Below are 20,317 nucleotides of genomic sequence, written 5' to 3'. Positions count from 1 at the left end.
GCAAGAATGGTTTTACACAACTCCTACAGACTGTCCGAAAACTCTAAATAGCATCACTTGCCAGTAAATGCTGTGCAAGAAAATTTCTGGCTTTGATGAAGCTCCATGTTTTAGGCGCCATTGCCAATGGCCCGTCCTCATCAAGAACGTCGATCATTGGATACGCAAGGAGTTGAGCGGCCTCATTTCGATCTGGCGCACTTTGAGCGCCTTCTAAAACATCAGCGGCTGTCGATTTGCTCACCATCAACAGGAATAGTTCTGGGTGGCAGAATACGGGATCATAAGCGAGGCCAATTGCGAACGATGCAGATCGGGTAAGATCAAGTACAGCAATTTCCTCTGCGATCTCGCGAGCAGCTTCCTCGAAAAGATCGACCGTGTCGGAGCCTTTACAGGGTTCGGCATATCCTCCGATAAAATAGAGCCCCCCAGGATTTTGATCCGCCATGAGGCTTCTCTTGGTGACGATGATACAATCGTCTGCTGTCAAGACAACAGCAGTCATTCCGAGCGGATCAGCTCGGGCCGCGTGCGGATACTTGTCACCAAATCCGGGATGACGTGTTGCCACATAGGCAGAAAACGACGTGCTATTTGCAGCGACAATTAACCTGCCGTCATCAATTCGATGATCCGCCATACGTAGCAAAGCTCCGTCGAAGGCGGCGGGGTTCTTTATGAGAAGAGCTTCCCAACTTGCCTTCCTTGTTTCCTCGACAGTCTCGGAAAGCTGAAAGATACCGAATACGTGGCATTCGATCTGATCAACCTTGATGCTAAATGACTGGTCTTCAAACACGCAATTGTCTCCAAGGCCGCCATCGGGGATTCCTCAGAGTAGCGGGCCATGATAGAATTTGCCATGGCACATTTATCAGGAGTTGATCGCTCGCAGATGCTGCTTCTACCGGAAGCAGTTGAGGATTATATTGGTCCCGATAACCCGGTTCGCTTCATCGAGGCGTTCGTTGAAGGGCTGGATCTTGTTGCCGCCGGGTTTGTGCGGGTGGCGGCGAAAGACACCGGCCGTCCTGGATACGATCCGTCGGATTTGCTTAAAATATACATCTACGGCTATCTCAATAGGGTGCGGTCGAGCCGGAGGCTGGAGGCCGAGGCTCATCGCAACATCGAGGTGATTTGGCTTCTGCGCCACCTGAAGCCGGATTTTCGCAGCATCGCCGCCTTCCGCAGGATCAACTGGTCCGCATTCCGGCAGGTCTTCCGGGAATTCGTCATCCTATGCCGCAGCTCGACTTGTTCGGAAAAGAACTTCTGGCGGTCGATGGCACGAGGATCAAAGCGGTCAACAACAAGGATCGCAACTTCACCCGTGGCGCAGTGACCAAGTTCATCACCGAGGCCGACGAGAAGCTTTTCGATTACATGAAGTGGCTCGATGAAAGTGACATCGACGAAAAGAAGCTGGGCAATGGATCTGGTCGCGGCGATGGCAAACTTGCGGAGAAGATCGCGGCCATCAAAGGCAAGCGCGATCGCCATAAGGCGCTACTGGATGAACTAGACAAAACCGGCGAGGACCAGATCTCGGTGACAGATCCGGAAGCTCGCGCCATGGCCCGCATGACGAAGGTCGGCGTCGGCTACAATATCCAGCTTGCCGTGGATGTGAAGCACAAGCTGATCGTCGAACAGGAAGTGTGCAACCAGGTCCTCGACATAGGTTTGTTGGCGACGACGGTCGAAGCTGCCATGGAAACGCTCGGCGTTGACAAAATAGAGGCGGTGGCCGATCGCGGCTACTTCAAGATCGAGGACATCGAGGCTTGTGAGAAGGCCGGCATCAGTGCCTATATTCCCAAGCCGATCCGCGGACCGGCCGCACGCGAGGGCTTCTTCACCAAGGAGGCGTTCCGCTACGACCCGCACAAGGATGTCTATATCTGCCCGGCCGAGCAGGTTCTCTACCCACGCTACGAGAGCAAGTCACGCGAGAACGTGAAGTTCGACTATTGCAACAGGGACGCTTGCAAGGGCTGCGCCCTAAAGCCACGCTGCACGAACAACCCCTATCGCCGCGTCTCCCGACTTGAGAACGAGGCCGTCCTTGATCGCATGGCGGCACGCTTGACGGCGAGACCTAACGTTCTCGACCGGCGACGTGAAAGCGTCGAGCATCCATTCCCAACGATAAAGCAATGGATGTGCCACGGTGCTTTTATGATGCCTATAATATTAGAAGAGCCATCACTCTCGTCGGCGTTCCCGGCCTCATCGCCGCTGTTCCGGCGTGAGGGGCCGATATTCGTCAATTTTGAACTCAGAAAGTCCGACATACCGGGGAAACGCTTCGCATTCCTCTCTCGGGATCGAGATTATGAGATTTTGCGTTCCATAGCGCCCCGCGCCAACAGGTACAGATAATTAGCTATCCGCAGAGTTTTGGGACGGTCTGCCGAACATTTGCGACAGATCGACGGCCCCTGAATTTTAAGGGAAATTTCTGTCGCAAAACTCAGACGTAGAAGTCTGAGTTTTGCGACCAACTTTTGCGACAATTTGTCGGTCTACCTCGACGCTACAACCGCAACGCCAACACCTACCATGACTCCCCCGGCTGTCCGGTTCACGCGGCGGACTACGGTTGGCGTCCGGAGAAGCTTGCGAGCTCTGCCGGCGAGGGTAACATGCCCTCCGATTACAACTATCTCGACAGCGAGGATGACAGCCGCCAGAGCCCCGATGTCGCCGGGGGCCAGGGACGAGCCGACCACGTTCGGTAGCAGCGCCACGTAGAACAGCGGCATTTTCGGATTGCCGAGGTTGAGGGCAATACCGGTCGCGAAGACCGCCAGTAGTCCACGCCGCTCGGAAACAGGTTGCAGCTCTGGCACGGTAGGTTCGACCGTCCAAAGCTTGATGCCCATCCAGATCAGACAGGCCGCGCCGACATAGCGCAGGATTGCCATGACGATCCCCATTTCGGCGGCAATGATCGAGAGGCCGAACGCGGCCAGCGCCAGGAAAAGCAGGATGCCGACGACAGTTCCTGCCCCGTAGGCAATGCCAGAGGCCGCGCCTTGTGAAATCGTACGAGCGACGATCGTCATATTGTCCGGGCCGGGACTGGCGGCAAACACGAAGAAGGCCGCTGCGAACGCGAATAAGGTCGAAATATCCATGGAACCCCCGAAAGTCTTGATTGCTTACGGGCTTTCAGAATACGCGGTTTTTCCCCATGCGGAAGTGGGTAGGAGCGAAATCCTCGCGATCGCACATTGACCAATGCTCAGGTTCTGCGCAAGTGATACTGATCTGTATCACTTAGGTTTTGCCATGCCACTGCGCGCCGACGCTGCCGAAAAACGCCGTCATATCGTTGAAACCGCCTATTGTTGGTTTCCACGCGGAACTGAGCCGGTTTTTCCACCGAGAAGTGAGCCACCTCTGAATATGGTTTTCTGATCAGGCTTTGGTCAAGGGATTGGCTTTTTCTCCTCTCTTGTGTGCTGCTGCGGCCGAGCTGGCTTTGAAGCGGAAGCTGTCGTTCCCGGTTTCCAGGATATGGCAACGATGGGTCAAACGATCGAGTAGAGCGGTCGTCATCTTGGCGTCACCAATGATTTCATGATGCCTGTTTCCTCGATCGTCTATTGCGTTGAGCGCGAGCGCGCAGGATGTCGATCTGGTCCTGCGTCAATTCGATCTGCCATGGCTGGCCCTTGGCGTGTTGGTGTCCCTTGAGCCATCCGCGGGCGAGATAATCGAAGATGACCTGTGGTGTGATGCCCAAGGCCGCGGCTGCCCCTTGAACGGAGTAGGTTCCGTCCGGCCACCTGACGGGATTGGAGCTCGTGCCGTTGATTTTGACGGTTGGAATGCCCCAACGCCTGCGCAAGAGCCAGACATTCTCACCCTTGAAGGCGCAATTCCGTGCCGCAAGAAAGCCTTCCGAGTTTAGCGATGAGGCGATTTCCTTATCCATTTTGCCAGCAGCGTTCAGCTCCGCCACGCGCGCTCGTAATTTATCGACATCGATATAGTCGCCATAGGTATGAACGTGCCTTTGGACAGAGTGCTCGCTTGTCGCTCCCGTTTGCCACAGGATCTTGATCCAGACCTGTCCTTGCAGCCGTTTCTGGTCGAGAACGACCTCGCAGATGATGAGGCGCAGGATGCTCTTTCGCTCGGCCGCCGTGGTCGATGGGGCACGCCAAATGCCAGGCAGGTTCTCCCCGAGCGCCAGTAACCCGTCGCGATCTGCCTCGCTCAGGACGAGGGGCTCGTCGGAGCGCCACCGTTCATAGTCCTGCTCGATGGCCTCGGCTGCACGTAGCTTCTCTTCCCATGCTCGCTCCAGCGACCGGGCCACCAGGCGGTTCTCGGGTTCGACTGCGTCGTATTGGCGTCGGGCTCTTTCCGCCTCGTAGCGCGCCCGTTCACGCCGCAATGCCCATTGACGCTCAAGCTGGTGTGCTTCCTCTTCGATCTGACCCAGTGCGGCGATGGCAATAGCGATCCTGTCCGGGGCCAGAGCCTCGAGTAGAATGCCTTCGATGCGTGCGTCGACGGGCAGAGCGCGTACCTCCTGACATAACGGCCCTCCGTCGTGACCGCGATCGGCACGGCATGTGTAAACGGGATAGTTCCCTGCAGGGCCGCTATAGCGCAAACTCATCCGCCGACCGCACCGCCCGCAAACAGCGATGCCCTGCAGCAGTGCGGCGCCCTTGCGTGGCGCTCCCGTATGGCCGGCTTCGTAGTGGTTGATGTTGTTCTCCAGTCGTCGTTGGTTGTCCATGAACTCCTCCCAGCCGATGTAACCAGGATGGGCAGCTTGCAAACAGACCTCCCAGTCTTCGATGGGCACCTTGGCCGTCCGCGGCCGATACACGTCCTGACGAATGCGCCCGCCAGTTTGCCGCCGCCGACCATAGACATAGGCTCCAGCATAGCCGGGATTATGGAGAATGCTGAGCACGCGTGGGTTGGTGGCCTCTTGCCACACGACTTCGTGCGGCGCCGGACCACGCAGCGGGCGTATTGGTAGCGGCAAATTCTCCTTTCGCAGATAGCGCATCACAGCCCGCGCGCTTCCTAATTCGCGGAACTTGCCGAAGACGAGGTCGAGCCTTGCCTGCACTTCCTCGTCGGGATTGAGAGTGATCTGGCCCGAGCGGTCATGAGCCAATCCAGCAGGAAGGCAAAGCCGCAATTCGCCGCGTGCCGCTTTCTGGCGCTCACCCTGATGAAGGCGCTGCCTGATCTGGTGCAGCTCCGCTTCGCTCATGATGCCAGATAGGCCGAGCAACAGGCGGTCGTGGTAAGCGCAAGGGTCGTAGAGCCGTTCTCCGTCGGCGATAATAACGCCGAACAATGCGCACAGATCAAGGAGTTGATGCCAATCACGATTGTTGCGGGCGAGCCGGGAGGCGTCGAGGCTGATGACAAGCCCAGCATTGCCCAGCCCGATCTCCGCGATCAACTTCTTGAAGCCCTCTCGCTCAACGCTGCCCGAACCGGATTTGCCCAGATCGTCATCTATGACGTGCACGCGTTCATGTGGCCAGCCAAGGCCGACGGCACGCTCGACGAGACGATACTGAAGCTGCGTGCTTTCCTGATGATGCCGCACCTGATTTACAGAAGACTGGCGGACATAAATGTAGGCGAGCTTGCCGCGATGCTCGGCAGTGATACGCTCGTCCGGGCTATTCGTCGCTCTCAGCATGTCGATCCACCTTTGCCGACGAGCGGATCGACCGCATCCGCATCAACAGGGGTGCAAACTTTTGAGCGATTTGTTTCTGCGTTTCTGGCGGCAGATCGGGCCACGGATGCGGGAGTGTCGTATTGGGGGTCAGAAGCTTTACGAGGGACTGAGACGCTACACGATACCGGTACGGATTCGATTGCACGGTCATCGCGAATCACCTCCTTGGAACGGGAGGTTACCATGCTGTCTAAATGGCGCATCAATGTGAGCAGGGTTCGAACGCTGATGCGAGGCGCCGACTCCAACTCGCTCCGCGCGTCAGGCGAAGCGGTTACAAGGTCGGTGACCGACCGGCGAATGGAACGGCGGCGTCCGTCAGGTAATCGCACAACAACAAATGCCAGCCCGCGTCCGGATTGGACTGACACCAGCTCAAGACGCTGACCCGCAAGGCCGTGGCGCGGGTCAATGATGGTTACATAATGCACCACCCCGTCGATAATAGCGGCAGTCTGCGATGCTTGGCTCACCGATGACACCGTGCCAGGCGGATATGGGGAGTTGGCTGGTGATGATCGTCGAACGACGGCCGTAGCGGTCCTCGAGGATTTCCAGCAGATCGTGACGGGCTTGCTCGTTGAGCGGCTCGAGGCCCCAGTCGTCCAATATCAGGAGCTGGACATGACCCAGGGTGCGTTGCAGACGAGCGTATCGGCCGTCGCCGCGGGCGAGCGCGAGCTGGGCAAAGAGTCGTGGGACCCGCTGATAGAGAACGGAACGATCGTCACGGCAAGCCTTGTGACCGAGAGCGCAAGCCAGCCAGCTCTTTCCGACGCCCGAGGGTCCGCATATGGCCAGATTGTCGTGAGCACCGATCCAGTCGCCCCCGAGCAGCTTCATGAAGAGCGCACGGTCGAGGCCGCGGTCGGCGCGATAATCGACATCTTCCGGGGTCGCCTGATGACGAAGCTTGGCGAACCTGAGACGCGCCGCAAGTTTGCGGTCGTAACGGGAACTCCATTCCCGCTCGAGCAGCAATCCGAGCCATTCGGCATGCGAGAGATGTTCGGCCTCGCCGTTGGCGACGAGTTCGCCGAAGGCTTTGGCCATGCCGGCCAAGCCCATGGCGTTCAGTCGATCAAGTGTTGGATGAGCAAGCATTCTTCGTTCTCCTTAGTGGTAATAGCGAGGTCCGCGGATGTTCTCGTGGTGGATCGGTTCGTGCGAGGCGGATCTATTCGAGCTCGCCGTCCGGTCGAGGTCGTTGTCGAGGATGGAGCGCACCGAACCATAGGTCCGGGCCCCGATCTCCAGCGCTCGGGCGCAAGCGGCATTGACCCTGTCGCGGCCGAAGCTCTTGTTAAGGCGGATAATCCCAAGGCAGGCGCGAAAGCCCTGCTCGGGATGCGGCCGGTCGGCAAGGATGCGCTCGCACAACAGGTCGACATCCGGCCCCATGGCTGAGGCTTCGCGTCGAATGCGTTCGATCGTCCAGTCGGCGAACCGACGATGCGCCGAGGGCATATGATCGGGGATGGTCGTGTGCTTGCCGTTACCGCTCGAGCGGCGGTGAGCGGCAATCCGCGCGCCCTTGTGGAATATCTCGATCGTATTGGCGGTGATGCGCGCCTCTACTTGCTCGCGGGCAAAGCGATAGGGAACCGAATAATAATGCCGTTCGATCTCGACGTGATAATCCAGCCCGGCACGCCGGACGCGCCATTCGGCAAAGACATAGCGCTCGACAGGCAAGGGCCGCAAAGCCGGACGATCAAGCTCTTCGAACAGTTGACGACGGGTAACGCCAACCCGGCGCAGGACACGTTTATCGTTGAGGTCGCAAAGCAAGTCGGCGATCGCCGCATTGACCTCGGCCAGACTGTAGAAGGTCCGATGGCGCAGGCGACCCAGCAGCCACCGCTCGACAATACGAACCGCAGCCTCCACTTTCGCCTTGTCGCGAGGGCGTCTCGGCCGCGTCGGAAGGACGGCGCTCCCATAGTGCGCCGCCATTGCGCTATAGGTCCTGTTGACCTGGGGATCAAAGTGGCATGCCTTGATGATCGCCACTTTGGCATTGTCGGGAACCAGTAAGGCTGGCGCACCACCAAAAAACTCCAGCGCCTGGACATGGCATTCAATCCAATCGGGTAGTGTCTCTGTCCAGCGCGCCTGCGCAAACGAAAGGCTGGACGCTCCCAGGACCGCCACGAACAAATGCGCCTGCCGCGTCTTGCCCGACAGTCGATCAACGACGACCGTGACCGTGTCGCCGGCATAATCGACGAACAGCTTGTCGCCGGCAGCATGATCTTGCCGCATCGTCACCGGCAGCTTCAGCGCCCAGCCGCGATAGAGGTCACAATACCGGCTGTAGCGGTAGCCGTCGGGATAACGGCTCATGTATTCGTCCCAGAGAATTTGCAGCGTCACGTGCTTGCGCTTCAGCTCGCGATGGACCTGCGCCCAGTCCGGCTCCGGCGCGCGACGATGACCCGTCTTCGTCCCGGCCGCCTTGTAAAGCGCCGCCTCCAGGACGGCATCGCTCACGTCATCATCCAACGGCCACGAAAGACCCGCAACCGTTGCCCGCCGCAGCGTCTCGCGCACCGTCGACGGTGCTGCCCCGACCCGAACCGCAATCGATTTGTGGCCCAGTCCTTGTTCGAAACGATATCTCAGTATCTCGCGGACACGCCGCATCTCCAGTCTCTCCGCAGGCATCCCGTTCCTTCCTCGTCAACATCGACGGAAGGAACTTCACACCGGCAGAACTCCCACACCACATCCCTGCCAAAGGGGGCGGCATCATCTCGGAACAAGGGGGCGACTATTTCTCGGAATGGAGGGGCGAGATCATTTCGGAATCAGGGGGCGGATTGTCTCGGAATTTGCATTCCGACAGTCATCGATCATTATGGTCTTTACGGGCAGGCCCGTCCATCAGATGAAAAGGGAAGGGCATTGCTGCGCCTTCTTGAAGCAGAACACATCTGGGTGAAACTGTCGTCGCCTTATAGAAGGCCGGATCGGCCGTTGAATATCGAACCAGATCCGGACTGGCTTTCAGCCTTGATTGATCGCTGTCCCAGCCGATGCGTATGGGGTAGTGACTGGCCACACCCCCCTCCGCATGAAAGCCACTTCGGGCCGGATGTCCCCTCCCGTGGCGCCCGTTATCTTGTTCGGGTCTTGTGGAGCGATTTGTTGAAGCCGTCGGCTCGCCGCATACGATCGAAGATATCATGTGGAGAAATCCCGCCAATCTCTACGGGTTTCCCACACGTATTCGTTGATGACCCGAGCACGCGAAAGTGACGTTTTGGAGAGGAGAAAACTATGCTCAACACGCTGAATAGCAAAATATTGCCCAAGATGTTGTGTTTTACCGCGTTCTCGATGCTGGGCTGCATTGCGAACAGCACCGCCGTCAGTGCTCAAAACTTCCCGGAGAAGCCGATCACTATGGTGGTACCCTTCAATGCCGGGGGCGCGGCAGACGCGACGGGACGCGTGATCGCAGAAGCAATGTCAAGGCATCTCGGCCAGAATGTTCTCGTCGAGAACGTTGGCGGTGCGGGCGGAGCGATCGGGACGGCGCGGGTTGCAAAGGCCGAACCGGACGGCTACACGATTGGGCTCGGGCACATGGGGACGCTGGCGGCGGCGGTGACGATCAATCGATCGCTGCAGTACGATCCACGCAAGGATCTCAAATATCTTGGGCTGGTCTCTACCAGCCCGAACGTCATCTACGTCGGCAAGGATTTCCCGGCAAAGAACCTGGAGGAATTCATCGATCACGCGAAAAGCGCGAAAGGCGCGCCGGCCATGGGACATGGCGGTATCGGAGCTGCTTCCCACGTCGCGTGTGTGATGTTGTTCAAGCTCATTGGCGTAGAGCCCAACCTCATCGCGTATAAGGGGTTCGGGCAGACGATCACCGATGTGCTTGGAGGAAGAATAGCCGGAGGATGCGACCTGTTGGCCTCGGCGGCACCTATAGCAAAGGCAGGAAGCATTCGCATATTGGCGATTGCCGCACAAAAGCGTTCCCCCGTCCTTCCGGATGCTCCCACCAGTGCCGAAGCAGGACTGCCCGAGTTTCTGACGGAAACTTGGACGGGCCTTTTTGTTCCAGTCGGCACCCCAGAGGCAGTCGTGAAAACCTTAAACGCGGCTCTGCAGAATTCTCTGGCGCAAAACAATGTCCGTGAAAAGCTGGGTACGATCGGAGCAAGCCTGCCGCCCGACGATCACCGGTCTGGCGATTACATGCAGGACCTGGTAAATAGAGAGATCGCTGCCTGGTCGAAATTCCTGAAACCTGAACAACAAAACTAGCTCAGCTGCAATGTGTTAGATTTGCGAGCTCGGCCATCAAAAGAGATTACCCGATTTAAGGGCCCACAGAACTCCTACCGGTCCAATAGGTTTGGAGCGGGAACCACAAGGCCCGGCGCTTCGGAACCAAAATCACGCTCGCGTTCTCGGTATGGGGTCCCGCAATCGTAGCCGAGAACTTACGCCGCCCGACGTGTTCTTTCGGCAGAGCCCCCGGAGGTGCGGAATGTTGAAAGCAACTGCGTGAGTTTCTCTGATTCTTGCGCAAGGCCGAGGCTTGCGGCGTTCATCTCTTCGACCATGGCTGCGTTCTGCTGCGTTGCCTGATCCATGTGATTCACGGCGGAGTTGACCTCCTTCAATCCTGAGGCCTGTTCCCTCGCGGCAGTGCTTATGGCGTCCATATGCTGGTTTATCGCTTGGATGAGATCAACGATATCGGCAAGCCCTCTGCCCGTGTCGCCGACAAGTTTCACGCCTTCCGAAACGGCTATTTCGGAATTCGTGATGAGCGTCTTAATTTCCTTGGCTGCACGCGCCGAACGCTGAGCGAGTTCACGAACCTCCTGCGCAACGACGGCGAAGCCCTTTCCCGCCTCCCCGGCCCGGGCAGCTTCTACCCCGGCATTCAAGGCAAGGAGATTGGTCTGAAAGGCGATCTCGTCGATGACGCTGATGATTTGGATGATCTGCCTCGAAGACTGCTCGATCCGCCCCATGGCATCGACGGCGTTTCCAACCACTTCGCCCGAATGATCGGCCTTTTTCCGCGCGCCCTGGACAAGATCGCGAGCCTCGGCAGTGCGAACGGACGTCGTCTGGACGTTCACTGTAATCTCTTCCAGCGCGGCCGCCGTTTCCTCCAGCGAAGCCGCCTGGCTTTCCGTTCGCTTCGCAAGATCGCTTGATGCGTTAGAGATTTCGCCGGAACCTCCATGGACGTTGCCGGACGAATCGGCAACAGCCAGCAACACCTCCCTCAGTTGAGCAACGGACGAGTTGAAATCCTGTCTCAGCGCTTCGAACTGGGGCGCAAATTCCTCGTTGATTTCGCACAGCATATCGCCCGAGGCTAATTTTCTGAGCCCCGCGGCCAGCGCACCGGTGGCCTTGTTGAGGCGGATTTCCGCTTCGGCCGCGGCGCGTTCCTCGATTGCCAGACGTTCGGCCTCCGCTTTGCGGTTGTTCTCGATGGCTTCCGCTTCCAGTTCCGAGTTTCTGATGGCGGCTCGCCGGAACACCTCGACCGATCGCGCCATGCCGCCGATCTCGTCGGTCCTTTTTCCGCCGGGAACGATCACGTCGCGATTTCCCTGCGCAAGGCTATTCATGCATTCGGTCAGGCGCGTGATAGGGATGGCCACGCGCCGGATGACGATGAACATTCCCACGATCGTCATGCCGATCGCGCCCAGAAGGATGGCCAAGTATAGTGCGACACCCATGAGAGCGGATTGAGCCAGACCCTGGGCCTTCTCATCGAGGAGTTTCATCGCAACCAGGGCGACGTCCGCCACGCTGGCCTGACCCTTGCTGCTCGCAGGCAGCCAGTCCTTCAGGGCGACTTTTGCACCGCGGCCGTTGAAGAGATCCGCATGCATCGAGTTGCGAAGGTCCCATAGAGGGCCCTTGAAGTAGGTGTTGTCCGCCGTGTTGAAGCTGTCCTTCAGCGATCGGTCGGTTGTGGGATGATCGACAAGATTGCGAACTTGATCCCAATTCGCGAAGGACCGGCCATTCTGCGTCATCAACGTTACAAGATCGTCTGAAGCGAGAGGCTGTTGAGTGGTAGCCGCCTTGTTCAGAACGATGGAAGCCGCACCGACGGCTGCGCGGGTGGCCCATGCGCCGGCGCGGATCTGCAACAGATCGACAAGCATGTTGTCGAGCGAGCGGATATTACTCTCCGTGATGGCAGAGGCAGCTTCAAGTTCCTTCAGGAATTCTTGGCCGAAGCTCGTATAGGCCTTGCCTACAGCCTGATCCCGCAGGGCGAGTTCGGTGGAAAACTGTGCGTCGGCCCGTTTGCGGAGCGTCTCGTTCTCCTTATAGAAATCATTGATCCTCTTCAAGGAACCGGCCAGTTCGGCGGATTGTATGCCCGCTTCGACCTTTCTAAGATCCGCCATGCCTTGATCGACCATCGCCCGGTCGACAGGGACATCCTGAAGCCGAGCGCGTCCCTGCTCGATTGTCGCTTCGAGAACCGTCACGCTGTGGCCACGCTCCAGCCGGTAACCAAGAAGGACATCGAAAACGGCGCGGTTGACGGCCGTGTAGGCAGATACGGTGCTGTAGGTGCGGAAACTGGAATAGGAAGCGTTCAGCGCGCCGCCGCAAAGAATACACAGCGCCAGGCTGAACAGCAAAAACACCGTTGTGAGAACGTTCCTGATCGACAGCATGAATACCCCCATTCGTCCGTGGTACAGCTTCGCATCGAAAAGATAAAACTGTGCTAACACAGCCGGCCGAAGCCATGCGCACAGCGACGAATGTCCGCATGGCTCTACCTCAAGACGCGGAGCGCTCGGTCATGAACGTCAATCGGCCCTAGCCAAGTCTGAGGCCGGTGACGAGGCTCGTGTCGCGCTTAAGTGAGTTGTCGTGATCGCTCCTCCGACTTGCGACCTGTATTTGTCGCGGACGAGGCAGCGAAGGATCTCCGTGCCGGTCGGCTCGTTCACAGTCGGCACCGTTCAACTCTTTGGCCAAAACATGACCTGGGTGCGTGTTGCGGTAGTGCCGAGTAGAGCTTTTCACGAGTTCCGACCGAACAGACTAAACGGACTTTCTGGAGTAAGGCGGACGCCGAACGACGCGGGCGTCTTCGATCGGATTTCGGCCAAGGACACATCTTGTGCCAATTCGATCAGGCACATCCCCGTTTTACCCTTTCGATCGATTTCGAACACGCCGAGATCAGTGATAACCAGATCGGCAACCCGACGCCCTGTGAGTGGTAGCGTGCACTCACCGAGTAGCTTGGGCTCGCCACCAGCCTGGTGTTCCATTGATACGATCACGCGCTCAACGCCGGCAACGAGATCCATGGCGCCACCCATGCCTTTCACCATCTTTCCCGGAATCATCCAATCGGCCAGATCGCCCTGTTCGGAAACTTGCATCGCGCCAAGAATGGACGGGTCGATATAACCGCCCCGGATCATTGCAAAGCTCTCCGCTGACGAAAAGTAACTGGTGTTCGGCGCCTCTGTGATGGTTTGCTTGCCGGCATTGATCAAATCGGCATCTTCTTCTCCGTCGATGGGAAATGGCCCCATCCCAAGCATTCGGTTCTCGCTCTGGAGCGTCACCTGCATGCCTTGGGGTATGAAGTTTGCCACGAGTGGGTATACAGATTATCAAATTCACGTAGAAGCCGCCTTTTTAGCTCACGCGCGGCTCGCGCAGCCATCTGTTCGCTGGACCACGCTATCTCAGGCAAGCGCCTGGTGTGGTTTGGGCCGAACCGTCCGTTGCTCGATCCGCTTTTCAGGATTCGGCACCTGCAGTATCCTCCGTACGTAGATGCCGGATGTATGGACGCCGTCAGGATCAATGATCCCCGCGGGCACAAGGTGCTCAACCTGGGCAATGGTCATTTTAGCCGCGATCGCCATCACCGGATTGAAATTTCTCACGGTTTTTCGATAGACGAGGTTACCCTCAGTGTCCCCTTTAAACGCATGGAAGATAGCGAGGTCCGCGGTCAGGCTGGTCCCCAAAAAATATACTCGCCGTCGCCGAACATTCGCGTTTCCTTGCCCTCAGCAACGACCGTCCGAACGCCTGTCTTCGTGTAGAACCCAGGAATTCCGGCACCGCCTGCTCGAATCCGTTCGGCTAATGTTCCGTGCGGGTTAAATTCCAGTTCGAGTGCGCCAGACAGGAACTGTGCGGCAAACAGCTTGTTCTCCCCGACATAGGAGGAGATCATCTTTCGGATTTGACGGCTTTCCAGCAGGATGCCCAGTCCGAAATTGTCGATGCCGGCATTGTTCGAGATAACTGTGAGGTCCTTCACGCCCGATTGACGGATTGCCTCGATAAGGACGGTGGGAATACCGCAGACACCGAAGCCGCAGGCCATAATTGTCATTCCATCGAACAATATCTCGGTCAGAGCTTCCTGTGGATTTGCAACGACTTTTTTCATCTCCCTCTCCGGTTCTCGGCGGCACCTTTGCGACCGAAACAACGTCAATAGCGGGTGGCTTGGGTCCGGCTCAGCGAGGTCTCGGCCGCCAAGCCGTCCCGGTCGGCCGGCAAATAGTCCGACAGCCTGCGCGATGCGGGCCAGGCGCCGGCCCGAGCAAACAGGTGGAATGCAGTCTGGTTCAATCAGAATGGATAGCCTTGCTTCGGATCTTCGATGGTGATCCACCGAAGGTCGGTGAACTCCGAGATCGCGGCTTTGCCACCGAACCGTCCCCAGCCTGATTCCTTGACGCCCCCGAAAGGCATCTGCGGCTCATCGGCAACTGTCGGTCCGTTGATATGGCAAATGCCGGATTTTATCCGCGCCGCGAGTCTCAAGCCGGCCGTGACATCGTTCGTATAAAGCGAAGCGGCAAGACCATATTCAGTGTCGTTTGCGATTGCGACAGCTTCCTCCGCATCCTTCACACGGATGATCGGTTTGACGGGTCCAAAGGACTCCTCGCTATATATCCGCATCGCCGGGGTGACATGATCGAGGACTGTTGCTTCGACCACGGCGCCATTCCGTCTGCCGCCGGCAACGATCTGAGCGCCCTTGTCCAAGGCGTCCGCAATGATTGCGTCCATCTTCAACGCAGCCTCGAGACTCACCAATGCCCCGAGAACATTCGGGCCGCTGGGGTCACCCGCAGGCAGTTTACCGGCCTTCTCAGCAAGCGCCTTCGTAAACTGGTCAGCTATGCTTTCGACGACGATGATGCGCTCCGTCGACATGCATATCTGGCCCATGTTCATGAAAGCCCCGAATGCCGCACCGTTGACCGCGCTCTCGACATCAGCATCGTCGAGGACAATGAATGGTGCTTTGCCACCAAGTTCCAGCAAGCAAGGCTTGAGCTCCTCCGCGCACAGCTTTGCGATGATCCGGCCGACGCGCGTCGAACCGGTGAAATTCACCCTCTTCACCTCCGGCGCCCGAACAAGCGCTTCGACGACGCGGGCGGCATCCTCGGGAGCATTCGTTATGACATTCACAACACCTGCAGGAATTCCTGCGTCATTCAGCACCTCGCCAATCATCCGATGGGTTCGGGGGCACATCTCGGATGCCTTGAGCACCACCGTATTGCCGCAGGCCAAAGGCGTGGCGATTGCGCGCGTACCGAGAATGACCGGGGCATTCCAGGGAGCGATGCCAACACACACACCAACGGCCTGGCGGACAGCCATTGCCATGCTGCCGGGCTTCTCGCTGGGGATGATTTCCCCGGTAACCTGGGTCGTCATTGATGCCGCCTCTCGCAGCATCTTCGCAGCAACTCCAACGTTGAAGGAGCCCCAAGGTCCAGTCGCACCTGTTTCCTCAGTCGTAGCCGCGATGAAATCACCGGAGCGCTGCTCCATAAGGTCCGCCGCCTTGAGAAGGAGCTTTCGTCGCTCATGCGGACCTTTTGCAGACCAAGCGGGAAAGGCCCGGTGTGCAGCGCGCACCGCGGCGATCGCGTCTTCCGGTGAGCCGGCGGCTACAACTGAAGCGACCTCGTTATTATAGGGGTTAAACCGCTGGAACGTCTTGTTTTGTGACGCGAGCACGCTGCTTCCGGAAATCAAAAGATCTACGTTCATGTCGTTTCTCCTCATTCGGCGACAAAGTGGTTTTCGATTGCACCGAGGCCGCTGACCTCCACCCGCACGACGTCCCCCGGCTTCATGAACGTTTCTGTCGCAATTCCTACGTTCGACGGCGTTCCGGTTGCGATGATATCGCCCGGTTCGAGGGTCATAACGGTTGAGAGGTAGGCGATTTGATCCCAGATGTTGTAGATCATGTCGCCGGTCGACGTCCGCTGGCGCTCTTCACCATTGAGGGAGAGGGTAAGGGTCAAACCGTGAGGATCAGCGATCTCATCGTCGGTGGTGATCCATGGACCGATCGGACCATGCGTGTCAAAGCTCTTGCCGAGTGTATAGGTGGGCGAGCGGAACTGCCAGTCACGTGCCGTGACGTCGTTTGCGACGAAATAGCCAGCAATAACGGATCGGGCGTCCTCGCGGCTGACATGCCGGCACCGTCTTCCGATGACGAAACCCAGTTCTGCCTCGTAGTCGACTTTTCCGGAGACGTTCGGGATCACGACGTCGTCGAAGGGTCCATTGATGCAGGTGACCTGCTTGTTGAACCAGAGTTGCGACTTCGGTGTCGGAATCCCCGCGGCGGCAGCCTCCTCCGCATGAGCCTTGTAGTTCATCCCGATGGCCAGAAACTTGCGGGGATCATCGATCGGCGCAAGCAAACGTACTTCGGATAGCTGGAAACAGGGCGCATTCACGGACTGAATGGCAGATCGCAGTTCGTGCAACCTTTCGATCAAGAGCTTCATGGAGCCATTCAGGTCTGGCGCGACATTCGTGAGATCGAAGACATAGTCGCCTTCGACCCTCCCGAGCCTGATTTTTCCTTCGACCGCAAATCTGGCAAGTTTCATATCTTTTTCCTGTTTACTCAGTCGCCGGTTCGACCGGCCGGATGCTGTTTACGGATACACCGATGCCAGGGCCCGAAAAGGCGACCATCTCGGTTCTGACGATTTCGAGACATGGGAGGTCTGCAATGGTGTTGACGATGTGAAAGGTCGTCGGGAGCTGCTCGAACGTGGCGCGGTGCCAATTGAAGCTGCCGTTGGCCCTCCACCGCTTGAAGTCGTAGCCCTCGAAACTGATGGCGTCGGGACGGCCTTCGCCTGGCCGCGGCGCCGGTGTGGTGACATAGGCGACGTCGGCGCCACCCCCCTTCCGCGGGTTCGTGCGGGGCACATATTTATAGTACATGGCCGCGCCACCGCCCGAACCGGGCAGGCTCGGTGGTGCATCATCTTCGACCATATCCGTGAGCGCGATATCGAAGAACTTGAAGCCGAACCAGGACGTCTCGCAAGAAGCCGTACCCTTTTTGCGATCCCAGGCAATTTCGGGCATGTCGCAAAAGAGTTTCGGGAAGCCCATCTCGTCGCGGCCGGTCAGGATCGCCTCAGGTTGGCCCTCCCAGATCACCGGGCAGAAAGAGCCATCAAGGGTCTCGGTTTTGCCCTGATAAGCAACCGGAAAATCAAGCGACAGAATGCCGTAACCTCGGCCGGCGAGCCAGTAGAGGTTTTTGAACCAGGCGCAGGAAACGCTGAGCAGTGGTTCGCCCCGCAAGCTCATGCCGGGTGGAAGAAGAGCCGCCAGCTTCTCGGGGTCGGTGCGATATGTGATCGCCATCCACTCCGCATTCATCGTGCCGGTTTCTTCCGGTGACCACATGCCGCCGCCTGGCCTTTGGCGGGGACCTACCGCCGGCCCGAAAACCGCAGGCATTCGGTAGCGATGATCGGGGTTTGGTGTGAAGCCCATGTTTTGATCTCCTTGAAAGCGTCTAGTCAGTAAATGTCACGTTGTCCCGGCCTGCTGGATCACGCGCGTGGACAGATGGGCCCGGGCGAACAGCGCCACGGTCACGCAGGCGACCACGGCGGCCGTTAGGCCAATGGCATGGTAGCCGATCACATCCGACAGGACGCCACCGAGGAGAGGCGCGATCGCAGAGCCCGCCATCGTCATCGCAGGCGTCGCGGCCGCAGCCCGAGCGGAGGGATCGACCTTGGCGAGGAAGCCAAACAGAAAGGTGTGGGTGAAGATCATAACCGCAGCGAAGAAGAGCGATGGCACCGCATACAGCAGGAAATCGTTCGACCCGGTGATGAGAACGGAAAGAAGAGCCTGAACGGCGGCGCCGGCAATGCCAACTACAAGCGGCGGTAACCGCTTCTGGAGAGCAGCGGCGATCAATCCCGGGAACATATTGACGATCCCGATCGACAGGAGGACTGTCTGAACCTCTCCCTCGCCGTAGCCCCTCGCCATGCCGATCCTTTCCACATAGGAAAAGGTCAGGGCCTGGACGAAGTTCATCAGCATCACTCCAATGGTTACAAGCCAAGCGGTGGCAGGGATGCGAGCGGCCGTATAGTGCTGGACGTCCGTCCCCGCCTGCTGCTTGGGGAAGAACATCGACGTCACAAGCGCCGCCGTTCCCATGATCGCGGCAAGGATCATAAAAAAGGTTGGAGGCCCGCTTTGGGCGATCACCGCTGGCGCGGTCCCGAGGAATACGAGCGCGAAGACGCCGAATCCGGCCGAGCAGAGCGCAAAGATCCGCAAAGGATTTGCCGTCCGTCCCATTGTTCCATGCGTTGACGAAAGCGCCGCTCCCGTGGCCATACCGGCGAGTGTATGCAGGGCGAGGAAGGTTCCAAACTCCGGCGGAAGCTGCGACATCAAAACGAAGCAGACTGCACTTGCGCCGTAGCCACCCGGCGCCAGCAAATGGCCGGGGAGTTTGTGGAACATGCGCGCTACCCAGAGGCTTGCCAGCACGACGCCGAGCAGGAATGCGGTAACCAGTCCGCCGGCATGCGTGTTCCCGAACCCGAAGCCGGCCGAGAGCGTCCCGACCCAGACCGGCAAGCCCGCAAGATCGATCATCCCGGCGATATGACCAAATATCAGCGCGATGGTGGCGCTATGCGATTTCATTGAGAACATGCTCTCTTCCCCCCACCATGCATTCAAAGGTCTCAAGCAAGGTGTCGACCTCATCGGTATTGGCAGCAGTGCCGAAAGCGTAAAAATCAGGTCGCGCGAGGTAGGCGACAGCACCACGGCTGTCGAGCCAACGTGCGAGGCGCCCGTTGACATCCCGCCAGCCGGCTTCGCCGAGAAAGACTTGGCGGATGCCAAGTCTTTCCAGTCGCCCGTCATCGACCGCAATGCGTGTGACCAGTACCAAATCCCGGCCGACCAGATCATCGAGACGAACCCGAATCCCGCCGCGCGCCAGATCATCATGCGGGAGAAGTTCACCGGCACCGCCGATGGGCTTACCATCACCGTCTCGCGCTATGATGCCACCGGACAACGGCGGGAAAGCCGGCGGTGGCGGCAGGTTTCCGGCAAAAAAGGCCTCATCCCTGCGGCGAGCTGCTTCGGGATTGGGGACGCAAATCACCTGTCCCATCGCCATCGAGATTCTGATGACGGCGTCCACGTGGGGAGAACGCTCGGCTTCGTAGGTGTCGAGCAGGTTTTCTGGCGCGGAACCGTCGAGGACCCGATTGAGCTTCCAACCGAGATTCCAGACGTCGCGCAGCCCGGCGCACATGCCTTGGCCCATGAAGGGTGGCATGAGATGGGCGGCATCACCGGCAATCAGCATCCGGCCCTTCCGCCAGCCACCCGCAACCAGCGAGCGGAATCGATAGCTCGCGCTGCGGATGAGCTCGCCGTCTTCTTGTGAAAGCCACGGGGATAAAAGTTCCCAAACCTTGTCGGCTTCGCACATCTGCGTGGGCGATTCGTCGGAGCGAAGCATGAATTCCCAGCGTCTGTTGCGCACCCCGCTTGGCACGATCGTGGTGGGGCGTGCCGGGTTGCACCACTGGGCCGCATTGGGAATCGAAAGCTTATCCAGATCGTGTGGCCTAACGTCGACGACGAGCCAGGATTCGTCGAACCCATGGTCGATGACGGATACATCCATCATCTTGCGTACGAAGCTGTTGGCTCCGTCGCAGCCAACCAGATAGCTGCCGGTCAGCGTTAGTGTTTCTGAATGATCGATGGTCAGGGTCTGCGCGTCGAAGCGGGCCAGCTCGACCACAATATGATCTTCTGCGTCGTGTGCTGCGACGGCCTCCATGCCGAGGTGATAGGAGATCCCGTCGCGGTGCAGAAGATCCTCATGAAGGATCTGTTCAAGGTCGGGCTGGTTGAACGTATATCCGGTCGGGCCGCCGGAGATCGATTCCCGGGTCTCGTCGATATCGATCAGCGCTTTCCAGTCTTCATTGTACCAGACGTAATGACCCATCTCCCGGGAGATGGCGGCGACTTCGCTGGCTATGCCAAGAGCGTGGAAAATGCGCTTTATCTCGTGGTCGTAGCCGATCGCACGCGGCAACGGATAGGTCTGCGGCCAGCGCTCCACGACCGCCACAGTGTGCCCGACGTCGACAAGCTGCCGGGCAAGTACCTTGCCTGTCGGTCCATAGCCGATAATGATGACATCGTATTCTGTCATGACTTTCCTCC

13 protein-coding genes and 5 pseudogenes are annotated in these 20,317 nt (G+C 58.5%); 3 read left to right on the top strand and 15 right to left on the bottom strand.

Going from position 1 to position 20,317, the window contains the following annotated elements:
* Positions 1-43: 43 nt before the first annotated feature.
* Entirely contained in the window at positions 44-802 is a 759-nt protein-coding gene (locus G6L01_RS23540) for a hypothetical protein (protein WP_071205905.1), read from the bottom strand.
* 63 nt (positions 803-865) lie between these two features.
* Between G6L01_RS23540 and G6L01_RS28165 the strand changes: the two are divergent.
* Positions 866-2,258 (top strand): annotated as a pseudogene (locus tag G6L01_RS28165) (IS1182 family transposase).
* Between the two features lie 273 nt (positions 2,259-2,531).
* On the opposite strand, the gene G6L01_RS23525 reads toward G6L01_RS28165, so the two are convergent.
* From G6L01_RS23525 to istA, 6 genes and pseudogenes are all read right to left on the bottom strand, one after another.
* A complete protein-coding gene (locus G6L01_RS23525) occupies positions 2,532-3,146 on the bottom strand; it encodes a LysE family translocator (protein WP_060716680.1) in 615 nt (204 codons plus the stop codon).
* 283 nt (positions 3,147-3,429) lie between these two features.
* A pseudogene (locus G6L01_RS23520) lies at positions 3,430-3,588 on the bottom strand (ATP-binding protein); the annotation flags it as partial.
* Position 3,589: 1 nt separating this feature from the next.
* Positions 3,590-5,695 (bottom strand): recombinase family protein, encoded by a 2,106-nt coding sequence (locus G6L01_RS23515; RefSeq protein WP_060716681.1) that lies wholly within the window; start codon positions 5,693-5,695, stop codon positions 3,590-3,592.
* Positions 5,689-6,108 (bottom strand): hypothetical protein, encoded by a 420-nt coding sequence (locus tag G6L01_RS28160; RefSeq protein WP_422387230.1) that lies wholly within the window; start codon positions 6,106-6,108, stop codon positions 5,689-5,691. The genes G6L01_RS23515 and G6L01_RS28160 overlap by 7 nt, the downstream gene beginning before the upstream one ends.
* A gap of 82 nt (positions 6,109-6,190) precedes the next feature.
* A pseudogene (istB, locus tag G6L01_RS23510) lies at positions 6,191-6,841 on the bottom strand (IS21-like element helper ATPase IstB); the annotation flags it as partial.
* A gap of 12 nt (positions 6,842-6,853) precedes the next feature.
* Entirely contained in the window at positions 6,854-8,383 is a 1,530-nt protein-coding gene (gene istA / locus G6L01_RS23505) for an IS21 family transposase (RefSeq protein WP_081088932.1), read from the bottom strand.
* On the opposite strand from istA, the gene G6L01_RS28155 reads away from it, so the two are divergent.
* Complete coding sequence (locus tag G6L01_RS28155; protein ID WP_114386924.1) at positions 8,330-8,998, top strand: amidohydrolase family protein; 669 nt, start codon at positions 8,330-8,332, stop codon at positions 8,996-8,998. The two genes, istA and G6L01_RS28155, sit on opposite strands and share 54 nt — an antisense overlap.
* A gap of 21 nt (positions 8,999-9,019) precedes the next feature.
* On the top strand, positions 9,020-10,024 hold the full coding sequence (locus tag G6L01_RS23500; RefSeq protein WP_060716683.1) for a Bug family tripartite tricarboxylate transporter substrate binding protein: 1,005 nt from the start codon (positions 9,020-9,022) through the stop codon (positions 10,022-10,024).
* 179 nt (positions 10,025-10,203) lie between these two features.
* Here G6L01_RS23500 and G6L01_RS23495 read toward each other — a convergent pair whose 3' ends face one another.
* The 8 genes and pseudogenes from G6L01_RS23495 to mhpA form a co-directional block, all read right to left on the bottom strand.
* Positions 10,204-12,429 (bottom strand): methyl-accepting chemotaxis protein, encoded by a 2,226-nt coding sequence (locus G6L01_RS23495; RefSeq protein WP_060716684.1) that lies wholly within the window; start codon positions 12,427-12,429, stop codon positions 10,204-10,206.
* Positions 12,430-12,783: 354 nt separating this feature from the next.
* Positions 12,784-13,463 (bottom strand): annotated as a pseudogene (locus G6L01_RS23490) (3-oxoacid CoA-transferase subunit B).
* Between the two features lies 1 nt (position 13,464).
* Positions 13,465-14,183: pseudogene (locus tag G6L01_RS23485) on the bottom strand (CoA transferase subunit A).
* A gap of 185 nt (positions 14,184-14,368) precedes the next feature.
* Positions 14,369-15,814 (bottom strand): aldehyde dehydrogenase, encoded by a 1,446-nt coding sequence (locus G6L01_RS23480; RefSeq protein WP_060716685.1) that lies wholly within the window; start codon positions 15,812-15,814, stop codon positions 14,369-14,371.
* 11 nt (positions 15,815-15,825) lie between these two features.
* Entirely contained in the window at positions 15,826-16,674 is an 849-nt protein-coding gene (locus G6L01_RS23475) for a fumarylacetoacetate hydrolase family protein (protein WP_060716686.1), read from the bottom strand.
* A gap of 13 nt (positions 16,675-16,687) precedes the next feature.
* Complete coding sequence (locus G6L01_RS23470; protein WP_060716687.1) at positions 16,688-17,581, bottom strand: acetoacetate decarboxylase family protein; 894 nt, start codon at positions 17,579-17,581, stop codon at positions 16,688-16,690.
* A 36-nt stretch (positions 17,582-17,617) separates the two neighbouring features.
* The gene (locus G6L01_RS23465; RefSeq protein ID WP_158544230.1) at positions 17,618-18,772 is read right to left on the bottom strand and encodes an MFS transporter; all 1,155 of its coding nucleotides are present in this window, start codon (positions 18,770-18,772) and stop codon (positions 17,618-17,620) included.
* On the bottom strand, positions 18,750-20,306 hold the full coding sequence (mhpA, locus tag G6L01_RS23460) for a bifunctional 3-(3-hydroxy-phenyl)propionate/3-hydroxycinnamic acid hydroxylase MhpA (RefSeq protein WP_071207463.1): 1,557 nt from the start codon (positions 20,304-20,306) through the stop codon (positions 18,750-18,752). Before mhpA ends, G6L01_RS23465 begins: the two co-directional genes overlap by 23 nt.
* Positions 20,307-20,317: the final 11 nt, after the last annotated feature.

It is taken from the genome of Agrobacterium vitis (genome assembly GCF_013337045.2).
Lineage (GTDB): Bacteria > Pseudomonadota > Alphaproteobacteria > Rhizobiales > Rhizobiaceae > Allorhizobium > Allorhizobium vitis_B.
Note: the sequence above shows the minus strand (reverse complement) of the source record. Positions and strands in the feature narration are given on the sequence as shown.

Coding starts and splice junctions, on each gene's coding strand:
- istA (WP_081088932.1), bottom strand. CDS start 8,383: ATGCGGCGTGTCCGCGAGATACTGAGATATCGTTTCGAACAAGGACTG.
- G6L01_RS23525 (WP_060716680.1), bottom strand. CDS start 3,146: ATGGATATTTCGACCTTATTCGCGTTCGCAGCGGCCTTCTTCGTGTTT.
- mhpA (WP_071207463.1), bottom strand. CDS start 20,306: ATGACAGAATACGATGTCATCATTATCGGCTATGGACCGACAGGCAAG.
- G6L01_RS23495 (WP_060716684.1), bottom strand. CDS start 12,429: ATGCTGTCGATCAGGAACGTTCTCACAACGGTGTTTTTGCTGTTCAGC.
- G6L01_RS23515 (WP_060716681.1), bottom strand. CDS start 5,695: ATGCTGAGAGCGACGAATAGCCCGGACGAGCGTATCACTGCCGAGCAT.
- G6L01_RS23500 (WP_060716683.1), top strand. CDS start 9,020: ATGCTCAACACGCTGAATAGCAAAATATTGCCCAAGATGTTGTGTTTT.
- G6L01_RS23465 (WP_158544230.1), bottom strand. CDS start 18,772: ATGTTCTCAATGAAATCGCATAGCGCCACCATCGCGCTGATATTTGGT.
- G6L01_RS23470 (WP_060716687.1), bottom strand. CDS start 17,581: ATGGGCTTCACACCAAACCCCGATCATCGCTACCGAATGCCTGCGGTT.
- G6L01_RS23480 (WP_060716685.1), bottom strand. CDS start 15,814: ATGAACGTAGATCTTTTGATTTCCGGAAGCAGCGTGCTCGCGTCACAA.
- G6L01_RS23475 (WP_060716686.1), bottom strand. CDS start 16,674: ATGAAACTTGCCAGATTTGCGGTCGAAGGAAAAATCAGGCTCGGGAGG.